18 protein-coding genes are annotated in these 17,341 nt (G+C 56.0%); 8 read left to right on the top strand and 10 right to left on the bottom strand.

Features of this window, described 5'->3' with window-relative positions:
• The first annotated feature begins 114 nt into the window (after positions 1-114).
• From FA94_RS16195 to FA94_RS16180, 5 genes are all read left to right on the top strand, one after another.
• Complete coding sequence (locus FA94_RS16195; RefSeq protein ID WP_231584968.1) at positions 115-447, top strand: helix-turn-helix domain-containing protein; 333 nt, start codon at positions 115-117, stop codon at positions 445-447.
• Positions 448-995: 548 nt separating this feature from the next.
• Positions 996-1,754, top strand: coding sequence for a hypothetical protein (locus FA94_RS16190; RefSeq protein ID WP_035552958.1), 759 nt, complete (start codon positions 996-998; stop codon positions 1,752-1,754).
• A 123-nt stretch (positions 1,755-1,877) separates the two neighbouring features.
• A complete protein-coding gene (locus FA94_RS38645) occupies positions 1,878-2,900 on the top strand; it encodes a HEPN domain-containing protein (RefSeq protein WP_156126647.1) in 1,023 nt (340 codons plus the stop codon).
• 66 nt (positions 2,901-2,966) lie between these two features.
• Complete coding sequence (locus FA94_RS16185) at positions 2,967-3,347, top strand: Rap1a family protein (protein ID WP_035552955.1); 381 nt, start codon at positions 2,967-2,969, stop codon at positions 3,345-3,347.
• A gap of 34 nt (positions 3,348-3,381) precedes the next feature.
• The gene (locus FA94_RS16180) at positions 3,382-3,645 is read left to right on the top strand and encodes a hypothetical protein (protein WP_035552953.1); all 264 of its coding nucleotides are present in this window, start codon (positions 3,382-3,384) and stop codon (positions 3,643-3,645) included.
• Between the two features lie 405 nt (positions 3,646-4,050).
• Here FA94_RS16180 and FA94_RS16175 read toward each other — a convergent pair whose 3' ends face one another.
• Complete coding sequence (locus FA94_RS16175; RefSeq protein WP_156126646.1) at positions 4,051-4,965, bottom strand: hypothetical protein; 915 nt, start codon at positions 4,963-4,965, stop codon at positions 4,051-4,053.
• 195 nt (positions 4,966-5,160) lie between these two features.
• Entirely contained in the window at positions 5,161-5,541 is a 381-nt protein-coding gene (locus tag FA94_RS16170; RefSeq protein WP_051980602.1) for a hypothetical protein, read from the bottom strand.
• 127 nt (positions 5,542-5,668) lie between these two features.
• Between FA94_RS16170 and FA94_RS16165 the strand changes: the two genes are divergently transcribed.
• Positions 5,669-6,667 (top strand): DUF4238 domain-containing protein, encoded by a 999-nt coding sequence (locus tag FA94_RS16165; RefSeq protein WP_035552948.1) that lies wholly within the window; start codon positions 5,669-5,671, stop codon positions 6,665-6,667.
• Between the two features lie 294 nt (positions 6,668-6,961).
• Here the strand turns inward: FA94_RS16165 and FA94_RS16160 are convergent, their stop codons facing one another.
• The 6 genes from FA94_RS16160 to FA94_RS16135 all read right to left on the bottom strand — a co-directional run bounded on the left by FA94_RS16160 (position 6,962) and on the right by FA94_RS16135 (position 11,845).
• Complete coding sequence (locus FA94_RS16160; RefSeq protein WP_035552945.1) at positions 6,962-7,258, bottom strand: hypothetical protein; 297 nt, start codon at positions 7,256-7,258, stop codon at positions 6,962-6,964.
• Positions 7,259-7,374: 116 nt separating this feature from the next.
• Positions 7,375-7,689 (bottom strand): hypothetical protein, encoded by a 315-nt coding sequence (locus FA94_RS16155; RefSeq protein ID WP_051980601.1) that lies wholly within the window; start codon positions 7,687-7,689, stop codon positions 7,375-7,377.
• Between the two features lie 89 nt (positions 7,690-7,778).
• Positions 7,779-8,756, bottom strand: coding sequence for a hypothetical protein (locus tag FA94_RS16150; protein ID WP_051980600.1), 978 nt, complete (start codon positions 8,754-8,756; stop codon positions 7,779-7,781).
• Positions 8,753-9,709 carry a recombination directionality factor gene (locus tag FA94_RS16145; RefSeq protein ID WP_035552943.1) on the bottom strand — a complete coding sequence of 319 codons (957 nt, stop codon included), beginning with the start codon at positions 9,707-9,709 and terminating at the stop codon, positions 8,753-8,755. Before FA94_RS16145 ends, FA94_RS16150 begins: the two co-directional genes overlap by 4 nt.
• A gap of 44 nt (positions 9,710-9,753) precedes the next feature.
• Positions 9,754-10,755 (bottom strand): YqaJ viral recombinase family nuclease, encoded by a 1,002-nt coding sequence (locus FA94_RS16140; protein WP_051981248.1) that lies wholly within the window; start codon positions 10,753-10,755, stop codon positions 9,754-9,756.
• Between the two features lie 115 nt (positions 10,756-10,870).
• On the bottom strand, positions 10,871-11,845 hold the full coding sequence (locus tag FA94_RS16135) for a DUF932 domain-containing protein (protein ID WP_035552941.1): 975 nt from the start codon (positions 11,843-11,845) through the stop codon (positions 10,871-10,873).
• A 181-nt stretch (positions 11,846-12,026) separates the two neighbouring features.
• Between FA94_RS16135 and FA94_RS38640 the strand changes: the two genes are divergently transcribed.
• Positions 12,027-12,308 (top strand): hypothetical protein, encoded by a 282-nt coding sequence (locus tag FA94_RS38640; protein WP_156126645.1) that lies wholly within the window; start codon positions 12,027-12,029, stop codon positions 12,306-12,308.
• A 206-nt stretch (positions 12,309-12,514) separates the two neighbouring features.
• Here the strand turns inward: FA94_RS38640 and FA94_RS16125 are convergent, their stop codons facing one another.
• Positions 12,515-12,916, bottom strand: coding sequence for a hypothetical protein (locus tag FA94_RS16125; protein WP_051980598.1), 402 nt, complete (start codon positions 12,914-12,916; stop codon positions 12,515-12,517).
• A 523-nt stretch (positions 12,917-13,439) separates the two neighbouring features.
• On the opposite strand from FA94_RS16125, the gene FA94_RS16120 reads away from it, so the two are divergent.
• Entirely contained in the window at positions 13,440-16,121 is a 2,682-nt protein-coding gene (locus FA94_RS16120) for a TrlF family AAA-like ATPase (protein WP_035552937.1), read from the top strand.
• A gap of 57 nt (positions 16,122-16,178) precedes the next feature.
• On the opposite strand, the gene FA94_RS16115 is transcribed toward FA94_RS16120, so the two are convergent.
• Positions 16,179-16,805 carry a hypothetical protein gene (locus FA94_RS16115; protein ID WP_156126644.1) on the bottom strand — a complete coding sequence of 209 codons (627 nt, stop codon included), beginning with the start codon at positions 16,803-16,805 and terminating at the stop codon, positions 16,179-16,181.
• Between the last annotated feature and the right edge of the window lie 536 nt (positions 16,806-17,341).

Genomic DNA, 17,341 nt, shown 5'->3' with positions numbered 1-17,341 from the left:
GGATAACGACAAACAACCCAATAAGTTGAGTATCAACCTATTAAACCCTTCATGTCAGTGGGGTGATCGCCAACCATTCGGGTGGATATGGGAGGGTGGATGCCGGATAAAGACATGGACCAACTGGCGACGGTTGTAGGAAGGGCGATTGCGCGAAACCGCGTCGCAGCACGTCTCACTCAGGAGCAGGTCGCAGAGCAATTGGGGATCGGGAACGAGGCGGTCTCGAGGATCGAGCGGGGACTGGTGATGCCCAACGTGGCGCGGCTCGTGGAGCTGGCTGACGCTTTCGATTGCGATATTGCAGATCTGCTGACCGAGGTCAGCAGCCGCCCGAGCGATCAGGCAAGGCACGTGGCACGGTTACTGTCTGGCGTGAGCAGCAAGGACCGGGAGATGATCGTCGAGATAGTGGAGCGGCTGACGGCCAGATTGGCTCGTCGCTGACGTCGTCGTCGCGCTAACAGCCGCGTCGTCGGAGGGCCGTGCGCTTGCCCCGATCTGGAAGGTGTGGTTAGGGAGTCTGGTTCGTCGTACTGCGGCGACAACCGGTCGTTCGACATCAGCGCCTAGATCGTTAACAATCGTGGCTACACATTTGCTCCGGCCATCTACAGATGAAGGTATCGCGAGATTTCGGAATCGTTGTCCGACGAGCCGCACTCACGGCCAATAATGTCGATCTCTCGACGGTTATGGTCGAATTCAATTTGCGGACCTATTTTGACGAATCTAGCAATCTAATTTCGCTTGGTCCGTTTTTCGGCGGAGATGCAGCAGACTCGTGCATGAGGTCTTTGGAAAAGCTCGGTCTTGCATACATCGACGATTTTTTTATCTTCGAAGGGTTCGTGCCGGACTGGTGTTCGGTCGAAGTATTTTGAAACGCAGCCGGCGGCGAAATGCTTCTGACGGCCAATTTGAGACGTTCGGCACGGTGACTTGGATCGTCGACAATCTGTATGCTGAACAATCCGAAGCCATCTAAATAATCTATGAAAATCAAGAAAAATTTATTTTGCATGGCCCTATGCGTACCTTTGTTTGCGGTCGCTACGTCTGCGGATGCTGGGTGGTATGAAATCAAAAACTATGTCGGCACGATCGGTCGAATATCGGTTCATCTGTCGTTGCAGACCTACGATGACACAGACCCAAATGAGCCTGATCACTGGCGAGTCGATGGCAGTTACTACTACGATGCCCATCGCGTTCCCATTCCATTGCAAGGAAAACGCCAATTGAATGGCGAGATGCAGTTATGCGAAGCAGCAGAGCCTGTTTCATTTGGTGATTCGCCCAAGATACCTTCCGCTTCGCCTACGCACCCTACTCCCTGCCCTATTGCGCTAAAAATCAGCGATAGAGGGGCAGAGGGGGAATGGCGGGATGGCAAAAACGTTTTACCGATCTCGCTCCAACAGATCGGCGCGCTCGACGATACCGGACTCAAAAATCCCTCAGTTATCGGTGTTATTGAAATACCGATGTGGTATCACACGAAGAACCACCTGTTGCTGGGTGTGTATCAGTCTTCGAAGTATTGTGCGTTGTCGATGGTTCGTTTGCGTCTCATCAATATCAAAAGCGGGCAAATCGATAGAGACATGAAATTCGACTGCGGCGCGGGCATCGTGGCCACCCCAATCTATGCCAACGTCTATCGTGCAGATAATCCCCATCACGCGACCATCATATTTCAGGGTGGCTATCATGGGATGGGCGACGACCAGGATGTTGTGCTTGAACCATGAGCGCTTCGCATGAGACGACACTCGGCCACAAACAGTCATTAGACGTCGTCGCGTACATCGTCGAAAATCTGTGTGTAGTGACCAAGTATAAAATCAACAATCAGTTCCTAAGGGGCGGACAATATGGATGAGAAAGGCACGATTAAATTCGACTGGGGAGCCGCCATTCAAAATGCCATTCGGTACACGTCAACATCCTTTGTCGCCAATCCAATGCAGATAAATTCTGGGGCGCTTCCGTTTGCGTTTCCAGATGGCAGCGTTCTTGACAAAGCCACGCCAATTGAGCGGGAAAATATAAAGGTCAAACTAGATTCATTAATTGGCAGGAGTGGGACTTTATCTCTGACGAGCATCTTTGAATGCAAACAGATACCTACCGAGCTACCTGGAGGTGGTCATTCAATTCAAACCGAATCGCTGCCGGAGTCGGAATGGAAATACTATGTTGTGCGCTATCCCGGGACGAGAAATGTAAACGTCAATTTGCACTATGCGGCAAGTATTTGCGAGGCGCCGCTTGACCTTCTGTCATTCAGTTTCTCGGAGATCTCTCATGGCTGGAAATCCGAGCGTTTGCAGAAATATTTTAATATCGGCTCCCATCCAGGATTTGCTGGCAGATTTGATGAAATAAACGTCGACTCGCTTAAGGAAATAGCGATTACGTACGATCTGTTGATCTCAACAACAGGTGGTATCGGTGGAAAAGGTGGCTTTCCAGAAATTCTTCGAGCCTTGCAGATGCTCGACTCGCTAAACGATCTTCCTTCGAATTCCGACTTTGTATGTTTGGGGCTGTTTGCGATTATAGAAATGCTAATAACGCACAATCCTGTCTTGGAGGATCGCGGCGACTCGATCACTCACCAAATGAAGTCTAAAATTCCACTCTTGTCGCGTCGCTTTGATCGCCCACTTCCTCTCTCAGCGTATTTTGGTGACGCTTCTTCCGAAAAAATATGGTCCGCACTTTATTCATATCGGAGTAGCGTGGCGCATGGCGGTGTCCCTGATTTTCGCAAGAAACTACAGTTACTCGTCAGCCAAGAGAACGCTGACAAGTTTTTGCGGGTTACGGTTAAGTCCCTCATCCGTCACGCATTGAGAGAGCCAGATCTATATAGTGACCTGCGCGCCTGTTAGCTTGCTGCCGGTTTACCTGATCGGGTACGGGGCGCTGCTAGAGGATAACAACAAGGAAAGTCGAATATGCGATTTAGACATGCGTTGATCTTCATCTCGGGGCTGATCGCCTCAAATGCAAATGCGGGCGGATTGGCGTTCCACGGCGGTTTTGAGACGGGTAGTTCCTACAACGATCTTTCAGTTACGGAGCGTATTGGCTACGCAGAGGGACTTGTCGACGGGTTGTTGGTGTCGTCTGTGCTCACCGGTTCGGACCGCAATCTCGACATGCTGAGTGGATGCATACACGGGATGACTAACAAGCAGGTAGTCGCAGTCTTTGACAAGTACCTTCGCGACAACCCGAAGTATTGGCAGGATCCCATGAACATGCTAGCGCTCACGGCATTGAAAGAAACGTGCGCAATTGCCCAAACGCCGCCGGGCCAACCTGCAGCAAAGTGACGCGCACAATTGAGACTGGAAATGGAGAACCAATATGACAAGAATTCATGTGCGTGGAGGACTACCGTTGGCCGCATTCCGTCCGAGCAACAACAGCCGAGTGGTGGTCGAGAAAGGAGATTACGAGGCTCATGTAATTGAGCATACTTTCCCCGGGCAACATACGCCCGAAGCTGCGCTGGAGATTTTGAATGCACACGACACAGATTCGTTGTTTGTGAAGTGCGCGGAATACACCAACGAAATCGAGTGGGATCAGTTCCCCGACGGCGCGCATCCTTACTTCGTCCCAGCATAGCCACCCCTCCCAACAACAGGTTATTGGAGCGACCGCTTCAGGCAAGGTCGAAGGTCTGTTCAGGGTCGACTTGCGTCCGACGCGTCGGGCAGCACCCGGCCATCTACGGTCATTCGTTCACATCTTTCCACAGACGTTCAAAGGTTCGTTTTCGCCCGGACAACGGCCAATGGAATGCGGATGGCCTCGATCAGGTCGTCGGCCCTTTCGCGCAATGCTGCTATCCGAACGTTCGCCACGCTGCAACCGCGAACGTCTCATTCCAGCTTCGGCGAAAGCGTACATTCGCCGAAGCTGCGGTTGCACTCGTCGCCGCTCAACTTTCTATTTCGTTGCACCTAGAACGCAGACTGGGCTGTCGATGGATTAGCTTCGCGTGTGGCCACTGGAACAGCTAAGAGTAACCTATGGGGTACCGATCTCTGTATCGGTGGTCATTGAGGTCACTTCTGCGTTGTTGAAAGCTGCGCTAAAACGCAAATGATCCAAAAATTTGTAATCCTTGATCTCTAGCTTGCAAAATTGGCATTTCAGTTTTATCACGTTTACTCCAACGACTACCTCACGCCGCTCAAAAACATTGAGTTCCTTCTCGGGTTGGCCATAGAGGACAGCTGTGTTTTGGCATGCAGGGCAAACGACCTGCTTTTTGTACGGCGTAGTCAAAATTTCTTGAGTTACCGACTGCTTATCTTCGACAAAACCGGCAGTCCCTTTTAATTGATTCCAGCGAAGCGAATGAGCTCGAAATAAGCGCTCCAATGCCGAATCGATATTCACCTCCAACTTCGACGAAAGATCCGCGAGCCTCACCTCATTACCGCCTAAAAAGGTCCCCGAACTCACTCCAAGCTCTGCCGCGTACGCGCGGGCCAATGGATAGAAATCCCGCTGCAAAAGCGGGTTCAGTTTCTCCGTATTAATCAGAGAGAGGGTGTTGTGTGCAATGATGTCTCGATATTCAGAAATCTGATATAACAGTCCTTTGTTATCAAGCGATACTCGTGAGCATGTCACTGCTCGAGCCAGGGAGTTTCTATAAGTCAAAACATCGTGATCAGGATCCTTGGGGAAATCGCTCTGCCCGGTGGAGCTTTTGATTATTTTTCCCTCGTAAAAAACCGGCATCGAATTTTTGAAATCAGGGTTCATCAATATGTATAGCGGATTGACTCTCCAGAGAGTCTCTTTGAGTATCCTCTCAATGCCCAACGCAACGTTAAACATTGCCTGAAGACCATCCTCTCGCTGCAAATCCGAGGAAATAAGGGTGCTGGCTCTACGTAAAAACATCGCACCATCGTCCAAGTATTCGCTCATCGCCATTCGCTCTTATTAAAGTTAAATTTTACCGACTGTCCGTGTCCAACTGTCGATGTTCATATATTCGCACAGTCCGAGCTGACGACCATCGATATTCTGCTGCTGGAACAGGCTAATTTGGGGGGGGCACATTCCTAAAAAACGGGCCTCGACCTTCCCGCGATGCTGTCCTCTTGAGTAAGCGCAACAGCGTTAGCCTGCACCAGTTTCTTTTTTCCGTTCCACGTACCACTCCTTTTCGCTTTCCGGTAAGAGCAAAGGAATCGCGAACTGAATGCGGCTCACCGCCGCGTCTCTCGACGCTTTGTCGCCTTTGACGTTTGCACCGGCGCCCCACACCTTAATGCCACCACCAGCCCCGACGCTGCTGGAATCCTCTACGGTCAACGCAATGTCAAAATCAACAATCGTCGATTTAAGTCGGGCGCTCTCTGAAAACCGATCGTTGGGCGCGTATTTGTGCCCACCGTCAGACCGTGGAACGACATACGCGCCGAACTCTGTGTCTTGAGCATCACGAATTCCGGCGATCACCTCAACAAGTGACGCCTTGACAAACTCTCGCAAGTCCATGTGTTGCTCCAATATGAAAGGACTGTCCTGAGATTCGACACGTGGTAGTAAACTGGTAAAAAATGCTCGTTCGACTCTCATCGTGACCAGCTACGACACTACCTAACACACCACGGAATCGACGATCATGTTGCCCAAATACCTTGAAATCAAGAAGCGGCATCACTACGTCTGGGCGAGCTATCTCACCCGTTGGGGGCGTGGCACGGAAGATGTCTTCTATACCACTAGAAAGGGGAAAATTGCACATGACAGCGTGCGGGGCATTGTCGTCGATGACTATTTCTACAAGATGTCCACGCTTACCAGCAATCATGTCAAGGTAATTGAAGGTTATTCTCGAAAAAGTCCGGGCCTTCTCCACCAGCAACACATGTCGTATCTTCACGACTTCCTGAAAATCCAACGAGCTGAAGAAGTCTACTGTCAATTCGCGACTCAGAATCAGGAAGTCGAACTTCATCTTAACGCTGCGAAGTGCAACCTGATTGAAAATCTCCACTCCGGTCACGAAAAGACGGCGCTACCAATGTTGGCCGCACTCGCTGATGAAAAGCTCGATTTGCTGCATGATAATCAGCACATGGTTCAGTTTATGATGTTTATCGGTCAACAATTCTGCCGTACCAAGGCTTTCCGCGATAACGTACTCAAAATTCTAAATCGGCGCAATGCCCTTGAGATTGAAGTCGCTGACGCCACGGCACACTCATGGTGGTTTTTGAGCTACATGTACGGGATGAACCTCGGATGGAGCCTGTACGCGGATCGCAACAAGGCGAGGCATGCATTGCTGATAAATGACACCTCAGTGCCTTTCATCACGTCCGACCATCCCGTCGTCAACGTTCATTCGTGTGTGTCGGAAACGGAATTCTCCGCACCTGAGCATGCCGACTTCTATTATCCGATTTCGCCGACGATCGCTTACATCATCTGTGATTCCGACCGGTTCACACAGGGCAAAAATCGGGTTGACGAGACTACCGTCGTCGAACTCAATTCGAAACAGGCGGCCCAAGCGATGATGCACATCATCGGCGATACGGAGGAAGCCATTCACCCCTACAAAAAACAGATCGGGCGACGCTATCAGAAGGCTTTTCATGGCCGGATCGTGGTGTGACTGCCCAAACAGAGCAGCAATTTCGAAGCACCGATCTGCGATCGACCGCCTCGGCCGAGGCGCCTACTTGAGTGGCTGCTTCACTTCGAAAGCTGACGTAGCAATCGTGCCGTGTCGATGGGCTGGAATGGTCGGACTGGGACAGTCGTCGACACCGGCAGGCACCCCGTGGGATAGGTTCACCGCATTTGCAATGCTGAGAGCCACAATCAATTCAGAATGTGGCTCTCCCTCGAGCGCGCCAGGCTGAACAGCACTTGCTGTATCGATGGTCCAGGCTTCGAATACGGACTTTTAGTAGTCGTCCTGGAGCAGTATGGTCGTTGCTGAACGATCACTTTCGGTCAAGACCCAGATGACCGAGCCGGTCAGCAGCAGGTAACGTGACTGGATGCGTAGGTCGAGTAACACGGCAAGCTCGTTTTGGAGGCAGTCTCGTTCGTTCAGGTCGCCCCAGTCGCCGTGAATATGGCGTGCAAGCAGAAGGATGTCAGGAACCTTCGCCAGTTCGAGCGCCGCCACGGCTGCGGCAGTGACGGTTGGCCGGCCCGCGTTGAAGCGTGCGTTGCCATGGATATTGGTGGATTGCATGGTACTCCCTGTTTGGTTGACCTCTGCCGCCACGAAAGCGCATGGTGGCGAATGTTGGATGAGTGCAGAACAAGACGACAACTGATAAAGGCGGGCGGATAGCGGGGAGCTGTCGGTCAGTAATCGTCCGGCAGCAGCACGGTCGTGACCGAGCGGTCCCATTCGGTGATGATCCAGACCGTTACGTTTCCCGGGAGCGCGTAGGACGACAGGACACGCAACCCGGTTTCGAGAGCGAGATCGTTCTGCCTGCGGTCGTCTTCGGTGAGATCGCCCCAGTCACCGTTCAGGTGCCGGGTGAGCAGATCGCTGACCGACACGTTCGCGTCGCGTAGGGCCTCCAGCGCGGCCGGGCTGGCTAATAGACGTCCCAATATCAGGCGCGCCCTGAATAGGGCGGGTCTCAAGGCGCTTGCAGATAACTGATGCATGAGTGTGTTTCTCCAGGCAATGGACGAATGCCTGCCTCCGAAGAAAATCGGATGCAAGGGTATTGAGGGAATCTGGACGGTTGTCCGGGTCAGGACGTAGCGGTGTGTTCCGCGAGCTGCCGACGTAACGCGGTGGCTTTGGCCTGCGAGCAGCCGAGGTGGCGCCGGATGTCGGATACGGTTGCGCGAACGCTCCCGGTAGCAACATCGCGGGCCAGTCTCATGACTTCGGTGTCTGCTGGCGAGACCGGCGCGTTGACGGTCCCGTGACTGGGCGTGATGGGTTCGTGACCCGACGCGACCGGGGCGATAACGGAGGGCGTGGTGACCGTCGTTTGCCGTGGCTCGAGTGCGACGCTCCAGAGCAGGCAGGCGACGCCTTCGAGCACGGCAGCAAACGTGAGTCCCGAAAGCAGATCAACGCGACTCACGGTCGTGCCGAGTAATACCGCCAGTCGTCCCGTGACCGGATCGACCATCAGTGCGTCACGCCGCTGCGCCCCCCGGTCATCCACCGCCTCTTGTCTCCGGACATCGTCGGCTTCGGCGTTCAGCGCATCGAGTGTTGCGGCCAGCGCGATCTGCCGAACCTTCAGCGCCGCACACTCCCGTGTGCAGCGTCGCGCATCGGCAATCGCCAGTTGCCGGGTGACGCTGGCCCGCTCGGTCATGATCGCCGTCAGACTGCGACCGGCCGGAACGGTATCGGCGTTCGGCGCGACGAAGGACGAGGCGCGATGCTCTCCCGAGTGCTGCTGCGCGAGCACGAAGAACGTCGCGTGACCGAAGCAGGCGGTCGCCATGCACGCAATCCAGAGCAGATTGCCGACGCCGCGTACCGACCAGGGCGAGGAGCGACACAATGCTGGAAGCAGGTGTGCGCAGACGACCAGCACCACACCGATCGCCACCCACACTAACCGCTCCGGCAATTCTCCGCCGCGCTGCCACCCGGCCAGCACGGACATGCAGATCGCCGTGGCGGTTGCTGCGGCTGCCAGCGCGAACGTCAACCGCGACGGATCGTGACTTGGGCGGCCGACCGGACTACCCGGCGCGCTGGTCATGCCGCTGTTCCCCCCAGCAGGACCGCGCGCCGGTCGAGCTTGTCACGTAGCGTCGGGGCACCCTGATTCCCGGGCGTATCCGGCGCATTGTCTGCGACCGCCTCCGCGCTCTTCGCACGGTGCCTGCCAGCACTGGCCTCGTCGCCCGATTCAGTAGCTGGATAGAATTCCTCCGCCACGGCGGCACTTTCCTCGACGCTGTCCTCGAATGCGCCATTGGCGAAGCCCGCGCGGGCTGCGGCGTCGAGTGCCGCCTGGGCAAAACCGGCCGCCCGCCGGCTGGCATTGAGCTCACGTGCCTGTCCGATGGCATCCTGAAGAGAGCTCCCCGCGCGTACGCCCAGATCGACGTAGTAGATTGCCGAGCGGTAGCTCTGTGTGGTCGACTTGCCACGAAGCTTCAGCTCCAGCGGCAGGCAGGCGAGCAGTCCGCCCGACACCGCGTTGAAATACTGCAGCCGCGCCGAGAGCGTGCGGATCGAGTTATACGAGGTGGTGCGGAAGATGAACGAGCCGAGTTCGTCTTCGTCGCCGATCGCGACATTGAGCCGACCATAAGGCTTGCATCCACCTGCCTCACCGAAGGCGCAACCGTCTGGCGTCGGACAGTCCATCGTGGTGATGCCGGTATCGGTCACGCGTTTGCACGTCTCGCCATTGCCGACGCACAGGGGACGGCCCGTTTTGCGGTCGAACAGGCTGTATTCGGCGCGCAGATTCAGGTCCGGATCGTTGAACAGCATCTGGACGGGAATCGAGCGCAGCTTGCCCGTCGTAGCTTTGCGAAGCGATTCGTTGAGCGGGTGCAAAAGCCAGCCGCTCGCGTGTTGCATCTGGCTGGTGATGGTGAACTGGTCGTCCTTCTCCGGCAGACGTTTGCCGTTCTTTTCGACGACGCGGCCAATCGTAATGCGGCCGACAACGGGAGGCGTGATCGCCAGACCCTTGAGCATGGTGATTCTCCTAAGATAAACGTTGGTTCAGGCGGGACGATGATTCAGACGGAAACCAGGAAGCGGCGCGAACCCGGTTTCGTGATGGCGTACTGTTGTTGCAAGGCGGGGTGATCGGCGAGTAGCCGCTTAAGATCAGTGCCATCCGAGTCCTTACTGCGTTTGAACGAGACCTCGCCGGTTTCGAACAGCGCTCGGGACGCATCGCCCATTGCCTGCTGGATGGTTTGTTTGAGTCTGGCTTCCTGCTGCTCGCGCGCTTCAATCTCCGCGCGTACTGCGACGAGATCAGCGAACGTCGAACACATCCGCCGGTCGTCCGTGAAGTCGACCGTTACACCGGCATGTCCGGGGTACAGGCAGCGCAAGGCGCGATCGGCGGACTCGGAACCATCTGCGGGCGGGGGCGTGTCGGTTGTGACGTACTGCCAGAACGCCGCTTCGAGGGGGATGAGCCGGGCGATGAGTTCGTCGTCTCGTTCTATACGGTGCACCGCCAGTTGCTGACCACATAGCAGCACAGCGACGTCGGCGGCGCGCTTGCCGGTCACGGCCAGCTGGTGCTGGACCTGCAGTTGCACATACTCCGGCACGCCGTCCCGCCACAGCCGAGCGCCAAACTCGCCCGCCGTCTTGCATTCCAGAATCTGCAGTCCCGGCACACCCACAATCTCCCTGTCGAGATTGGCCAGCATGAAGGGGATGGTTGGATGCTGAAGGACCGCGTTGACCTTACGCACGCGATTGCCGGTCTGCTGCGTATAGGCTGCGGCGACGATGGGTTCGAGTAGCGTTCCCCAGTAGACGGGTTCCGTAGTGTCGTGTGGATCGGGTTGGGCGAGATTCGCGTCGCGCCCCGTCTTTTCCAGCCACAGTTCGAGCGCACTCTTGTATGGATTGAGGCCCACTGCTGCTGCTGCGTCGGACCCACCGATGCCGGTCCTGCGGACCTCCAGCCAGTCGGTGCGGCTCAGGCTGCGTGTTTCGACCAGGCGTAATGCAGAGCCTTTTCTGAAGGGTTTCTCTTCCTGGATGAGTTGCGACATGGCCTTCTCCCAGACGGATAAATAAAAAGCGCCCGGTGAGCCGAAGCTCAACCGGGCGCCTTATGACGGAAACAGATGATGGACGGCGAGTAACGATGAAACCAATGGCAATGATTCAGACGACAAGCTTCAGTGCTTCGTCCCAGGCCTTCTGTTTGAGCGTTGCTCCGTGGCCAAACCACGCCGCGTCGCGCCGGTGGTCTTCGCTGCGTGCACGGCGCTGGTGGTCGACAAACTCGGTTACGCTATTGAGCAGCCCCCACGCGGTCCCAGAGGCAGACGCGAGCGTTGCCCCCTTGCCTCGACCGGCGAACAGGTCGTGCACGGCACGGATCGCGCTATCGTTGGTGGTCGCGTTCGGTTTGTCCGCAGCCCCCGATGCGCTACCGGTCTGATAGGTCAGCACGCGGCGAAAATACGCTTCAGCAGATTCGGCTGTGACCTTGCGCTCCGACAGCGCTTTCATCCGCACCATGAACCCGTCCCACGACGAAATGGCGATGCCGAGTTGACGCTTCACGGCCTGCGCATCGAACTGGCTGCGATGCGGAACCTTGACCGCTCCGGTGCTGTCACCCAACGCGATGGCGAGGGTGTTGTTGCACACGACACGAACAGAGGTGAACTGCGCCGTCGTCGCGAGCGTGCCGTCGCATGCGGTGGCGAGCAGCAGATAGCCGTTCACCTTGTCACGTCCCTTGAGTGTGGCGCTCTGGCCGGTGCGCGCGAGCGCCCAGAGCTTCTTACCTTCCTTCAGGACACCAGCCGTTTCGAGCTCGAAGCCGCCGACCTCGGTCAGGTCGCGATAGAACTCCAGGATCTCTGCGGGCTGGACGACCTGATAGCGGCTTGACACGACGGACAGCGGTGCCCTGGTGTCCGAGCGATACAGCACCTTCTGTTCCGGAAATGCATGGATGGAACCGAGGCCAGCGTTGCCAGCTACGAAACGAACCTCAGATTCTTCAATCTTCCAGTTCATACCGGCCTGTTGCGCCCAGACTTCGAGCGGCTGGTTGTGGGCAAGCTGATTGCCCAGACCGTGCCACGGGGTTTCGTTGACGTAGGCCATGGTTTGTACGAGATGCATGAATAACTCCTTTGTAAAAAGACGAGCGCATAAGACCCGGCCGGGACCGGGCGCATGCGCGAGCATTGAAGTCGGGATGAGGGAGTTCGGGACAGCAGGGGACGGTGGACAAGACCGCCAAGTGAAAGGCCTTACGATGCGGAGTTCGAGTTCAGGCTTTAAGTGGGCGTCTGCTGAACGTGTGGCCGCACTCAAGGCAACGGTAGTTATCAAGGACGTTGTCGTCGATGACTTCGCCGACGGCGGTGCCCGTCGCGCAGCCTGCGGCTCCGCCGAGGAGTCCGCCGATAACGGCGCCCGCGATCAGCCCGAAAACGGAACCGACCGGGCCGCCGATCATGCCAGCGGTCGCGCCAATTTCCGCGCCCGACATGGCGGCGGTTGCAGTGCCTGCCGCACCGGCGACCGCGCCGATTGCGCCGCCTGTCTTTCTTGCGCAATTTCTCGTTTCGATCTGTTCTGACTGGCACTTTGGACATGGGTGCATGAAAGTCATCCGTTTGTGATGGATCAGGATTTGTCAGGCCGCCCGCACAACGCGGATGGCCGCCTTGTGCCGCTCGATGTATTTGAGCAGGCCGACTGTTGAGAGCACGCTCGCCAGGAACACAATGGCGAACGCGATCAGCATGTCGAGGGGGAAGGCACGTGAAACATGAGCTATTGTCCCTAGGGTTGAAATGCCGACAGGCAAACGCAAGCGTCGAACCGGATATGCCGCTCCCACTCGGATACCGATGGCAGCGTTCCAACAAGTTCGAAGATCGGTGCCGTTTTCGAATCGAGCTGCACCTGCGTGCCTTCGAGAATCACGGTTTGCAGATAGAACAGATCGGCGAGCGCATGCACGCCGTGTTGTTCCGCCACGGCACACAGCGATTCGACCGAATTGAGGACTTCGTTCGCAAAACGTGCGGCAGGCAGTCCGCGTTGCAGTGTGGTGATGGCGGCAAGCGCAAGGCTCACCTGCCCCTGCGGATCGTTCTCTGGAATCTTCGAAGCGTCGAGTGCACCGATGTCGACGAGACGATTGATCACGTCGTCCGCAAAGTCCGAACACGAATAGGTCATAAAGGGAATTCTCCAAAATAGCGTCGTATGAATCCGGTCAGGTGAGAAGCCGGCTACGACGAACAGGAGTGGAAGAAAACGGAATGCGTTGATGCGACCGGGAATGGGGATCCCCGATGCGCGTCTCTGATCCGTCGCCAGACAATGCGCACAACCGGCTTTGTCCAACGAGGTGATATGTAGCCAAGATTTTCTGGAATCGCGGCAACCAGTCGAAGCCGCTATACGGCGGGCTCAGACGTGCTGCCAACAAACAGCATAAAGCACAGGGGACCGCGTCCCTGGGCTTTATGCTGTTTGGTTGAACGGGTGACAAGGGCACAAGTCAACGCGCTAAAACGCGGCAGATGTGCCCATCGCGACCTGGAATTATTTAAAATAATCCGTGCGATCTCGGCAACAAGATTGCTGCGCAGATTTTCGCGCACAGGTGCCCAACGTACGATTACGTCGCCAGACACCCAAAGCGTCGTTCGGCACAGCGGGTAACGATGCGCCCGGGTATTTGAGATACGGAAGAAAGATGACTGAAAAATTACAAGAATGTCTGGTGCAGCCAAACGGGGCGCATTTTTATCGGGGCGACCTCCATATCCACTCTTATGTCGCATCTCATGACGTAAGCGACACCGGAATGACGCCGCAAGCCATCATCGACACTGCGGTACAAGAGAACCTGCAGATTATCGCGGTAGCGGATCACAATGAGATCGGCAATGTTCAGGCTGCTGTTGCAGCCGGCACAGCCGCAGGCATTCTCGTTGTTCCAGCCGTCGAACTCTCCACGCCAGAGGGGCATCTCCTTTGCTATTTTCCGACGGCCGATGTACTTGCACAGTTCCATGGCAGACTCGACCTTGCGGACCGAGGCCAGAGCAATAGCCGCTGCCGCACCGCCATGCATGCCTGCCTGGAACTGACCCAGCAACTCGGCGGATTCTGCATACTCGCCCACGTTGACGTGGGCAATGGCCTCGAAACCAAAGTTCCGGGTGGCTCGCCTCACAAGATTGACATCCTCTGCCACAAGGCCCTGCTTGGCATTGAACTCAGCGCGGCGGGATCGCCGGTGCGCTATGCGCCTGATGACCCCGATAACGTTCGGGCAAACATCGGCAAGCAACGCATTGAAAGGCTCGGTTTGGGGGAGCGCCAATATCTTGCTCGGATTCTAAGTTCCGATTCTCACACCGTGAAAGCCCTCGGCCGCAATGCGAATCTGGATCGAAAGCTCACGCGCTACAAGATGTCAACCCCGTCCTTTGACGGCTTGCGCCACGCGCTTGAGGAGGGGGATTCCCGCATCCGTCTTGAAGAAGAGGTTCCGTCGGCCACCCCATACATCCTGGGCGCGATCATAGGTGGCGGATTTCTCAGGGGGCAAAGCATTCATTTCAGCCCCAATCTCAATTGCATCATCGGCGGACGCGGAACAGGAAAATCCACCACATTCGAAGCGGTAAGATGCCTTACAGGCACGGCGTCGGGAGCCGAGGTCGTTGACTCCGAAGTGTGGCCGCAGCTGCTGCATCTTTTCTGGCAGGACGAGGCCGGTCAGCAACATTCAATTTCCAGGGCGATCGGCGAAGGCCTCACAAATCTGGACGATCCGCTTGACGGGCCAGTTGCTTTCGAACTCGATTGCTTCGGTCAGGGAGAAGCGGGCCGCGTTCGGGAGCAGGCCAGGAGTGATCCACTTGCTCTGATGAAGTATCTTGACACATTCACAAGGGCTCAGGATGCGGTCGATGAGGAGCATATAGTCCGGGACAATCTCGCGACCCAGCGTGAAAAGATCATCGAGGCTGAAAAGAAGGTGGAAGCCATCGCACCAACGCAACGCGCACTGAGTACGATACAGCAGCAGCTAAAAGCATTTGAAGCCGTCAAGGGTTCCGAAGTGATTACGCTTCAGCGTAGTCTGGCAAGCGAGAAAACCAGGCGTGACCTTTTCGAAGAAGAAATGGCCGACCTGGAAGAGCAGATCGGGGATAGCTCGCTTGTCGAGGCAGCGGCATCACTACGCTCGATCGTCGATGCAACAGAAATTGTGACCGGGCGCACCGAAGCCGCCGAAGTCCTGGCGGCCGTGAAGAGTTTTCGCGGTTATCTTGAGCGGGCGCGAGATGAAATCGCCTGCGAATTTGACGAGTTTCAGAGCAAGGCGAATGCAGCGCTTGAACGCTGGGTCGCGAAAGAGAAGCCAATTCGCGAAGAAATCGAAACCAAGCGAGCCGCTCTGGAATCGAAGGGGATCAAGCTTGACATGGCGCATGTGGCGCAATTGACGAAAGACGAAGCAAAGCAACAAAAATTGCTGGCGAATCTCAAGACGTGCGAGCCGCAGCTCAAAACATTGCGCGCCCAGTACGCGACACTTCTCTCCGAAAGATGGCGGGCCCGGAAAAAGGTCGCGGCACTACGGCAGGCTTACGCCATAAAAGCGTCTCGCGCACTCGCCGAGGTGCTGTCGGACTTCCAGGTCAAACTTCAATATGTCGAAAGCGGGTTTTCTACTGAGGCAGTGAGCATCATCGCCGGCGCGATGAGCTGGCGCACGGTGAACCATTCCAAGGCGCGCCTGATTGTTGAAAAACTCACTATTCCTGGTCTGCTCACCGCGATCTCAAAATCGCAACCTACTGCACTGACGGAAATCAGGAATGGCGATATTCAGGAGTTTTCGACCTCCGAGGCCCGGGAAATCCTGGAAAAACTGAGCGAAGCGCCATTGCGTGCAGCGCTTGAACACTGTCATCTCGATGATTTGCCGCGATTGACGGTGAGCCGGCGAATCGACGGCGGGGAGAAGCCGAAATTTATGCAACGCGACTTCTCTCAACTCTCGTTGGGACAACAGCAGTCCGTTCTGCTTGCACTCATTCTCTCTTCTGACAGCAAACGTCCACTCATCATCGACCAGCCCGAGGACAACCTCGACAGCGAATTCATTTTTCACACCTTCGTTCCCGTGCTGCGTCGCGCGAAGGAACGGCGACAGGTGATCATCGTCACCCACAATGCCAATATCGCCGTTCTTGGCGACGCCGAGCAGTTGATTGTGTTCAAGAGCAACAGCGACCACAGCGTGATCGTGGCGCGGGGTTCAATTGACGACAAGGTGGCTCAAGATGCAGCGTGCAAGATCCTTGAGGGCGCGCGGGAAGCGTTCACACGTCGGGCAAGGATCTATGGAATAAACTGACATGCTGAATTATCGCTTATGGATCGCGTATTGATACGGCTTGTCGCAGATGGGGACCTATTGTATCTTCGGGCACCATCGCATGTCGTACGCGCCAACGCCGCAACTCCGAAATAAATCTCGCAATCGTGCAACCAGATTCTGCGCACGCTGCAGCGGGGCCACCCATTGATCGAGCGAGCCATCAGTGCGCGCGGACGGTCCAGAACAGCTGTAAAACAGAATCATCGCCGTGCTCGATAGAGTATCCGCGATTTCAATAGCAGTATTGAGTCGATCGGCGTCGGCGTGCGCCAGAGTGGCCGGCTTACGCCTTTTCTCACCATGCCACGTGCCATTATTTACGAACGAAGGATGCTCAAAATTGAATCGCACGAGCAATCCGTGAGCGATTGCGTTTCTGTATTCCAACAGAGGTTTCGCCACTTCGCCGATGAGCCTGATAGTGACGGCTAAATTTCCGCTTTCGCGATCGGCCAACTTTCCGAGCTTAGACATCAGATCTCCGGCGCGACCTCGGTCTGTCGAAGGAGGCTTGCCGATGGGGTTTTCATCCGTGAGTGCCCATATAGCTTTTTCCGAATGAAATTCGAGCATCCCGCAATACACGAACAAAGCGCCGATTCGCTGCTGTATTCCAGCGGACAGGCCGTATTCGTCCTCGAGTTTCTCCAGCGCTTGCATGGCCGTCGCCCTCCGATCATTCATTCAGATCTCAATCTGACTATTGCCCCACAAACTCGGGCGGCTTCATTCGGTTGCGGTGACACGACGAATCGCAGCTGATGCAACGACGATTTGAAAAGCAGGGTCGCAGCGGCGGCCTCATCTGGTAACGCGGCACCAAGGATTCAGCACAGCGACGTCAAAATAGGTACGAGATGGTGCGCCTACGTCTTTACTCCCCTGAGCCCCTGAACGATAAAGGCTAAGCCCCGCTGCTGCTGATTAACCGCCTGTTCAGAGAGAGTCGCAGACCACTGCTCTGTCCGGGGAAAACTTCTCATCTTGTCCGAGGGTGCCGTTGTTCCAACGAATCAAGGTCACGTTGCCAAAGCGGCCGTCCGGGGCGTCGGAAGAAGCTCCCGCTTCACTTTGAGGGCCTCTGCTGTTTCCAACGCGCCGCGTCGCTTCGTATTGCAGGCGAGCTTGCAGTAAAGTGTGCCGGGGCAAGTTGTCGTGAGCTTCACGCGCGAGACATCGGACGACCTCTCGACACC

The sequence above is a fragment of the Burkholderia sp. 9120 genome (genome assembly GCF_000745015.1).
Lineage (GTDB): Bacteria > Pseudomonadota > Gammaproteobacteria > Burkholderiales > Burkholderiaceae > Paraburkholderia.
The sequence above is the reverse complement of the archived record's forward strand: the minus strand, read 5'-3'. Positions and strand labels throughout refer to the sequence as shown.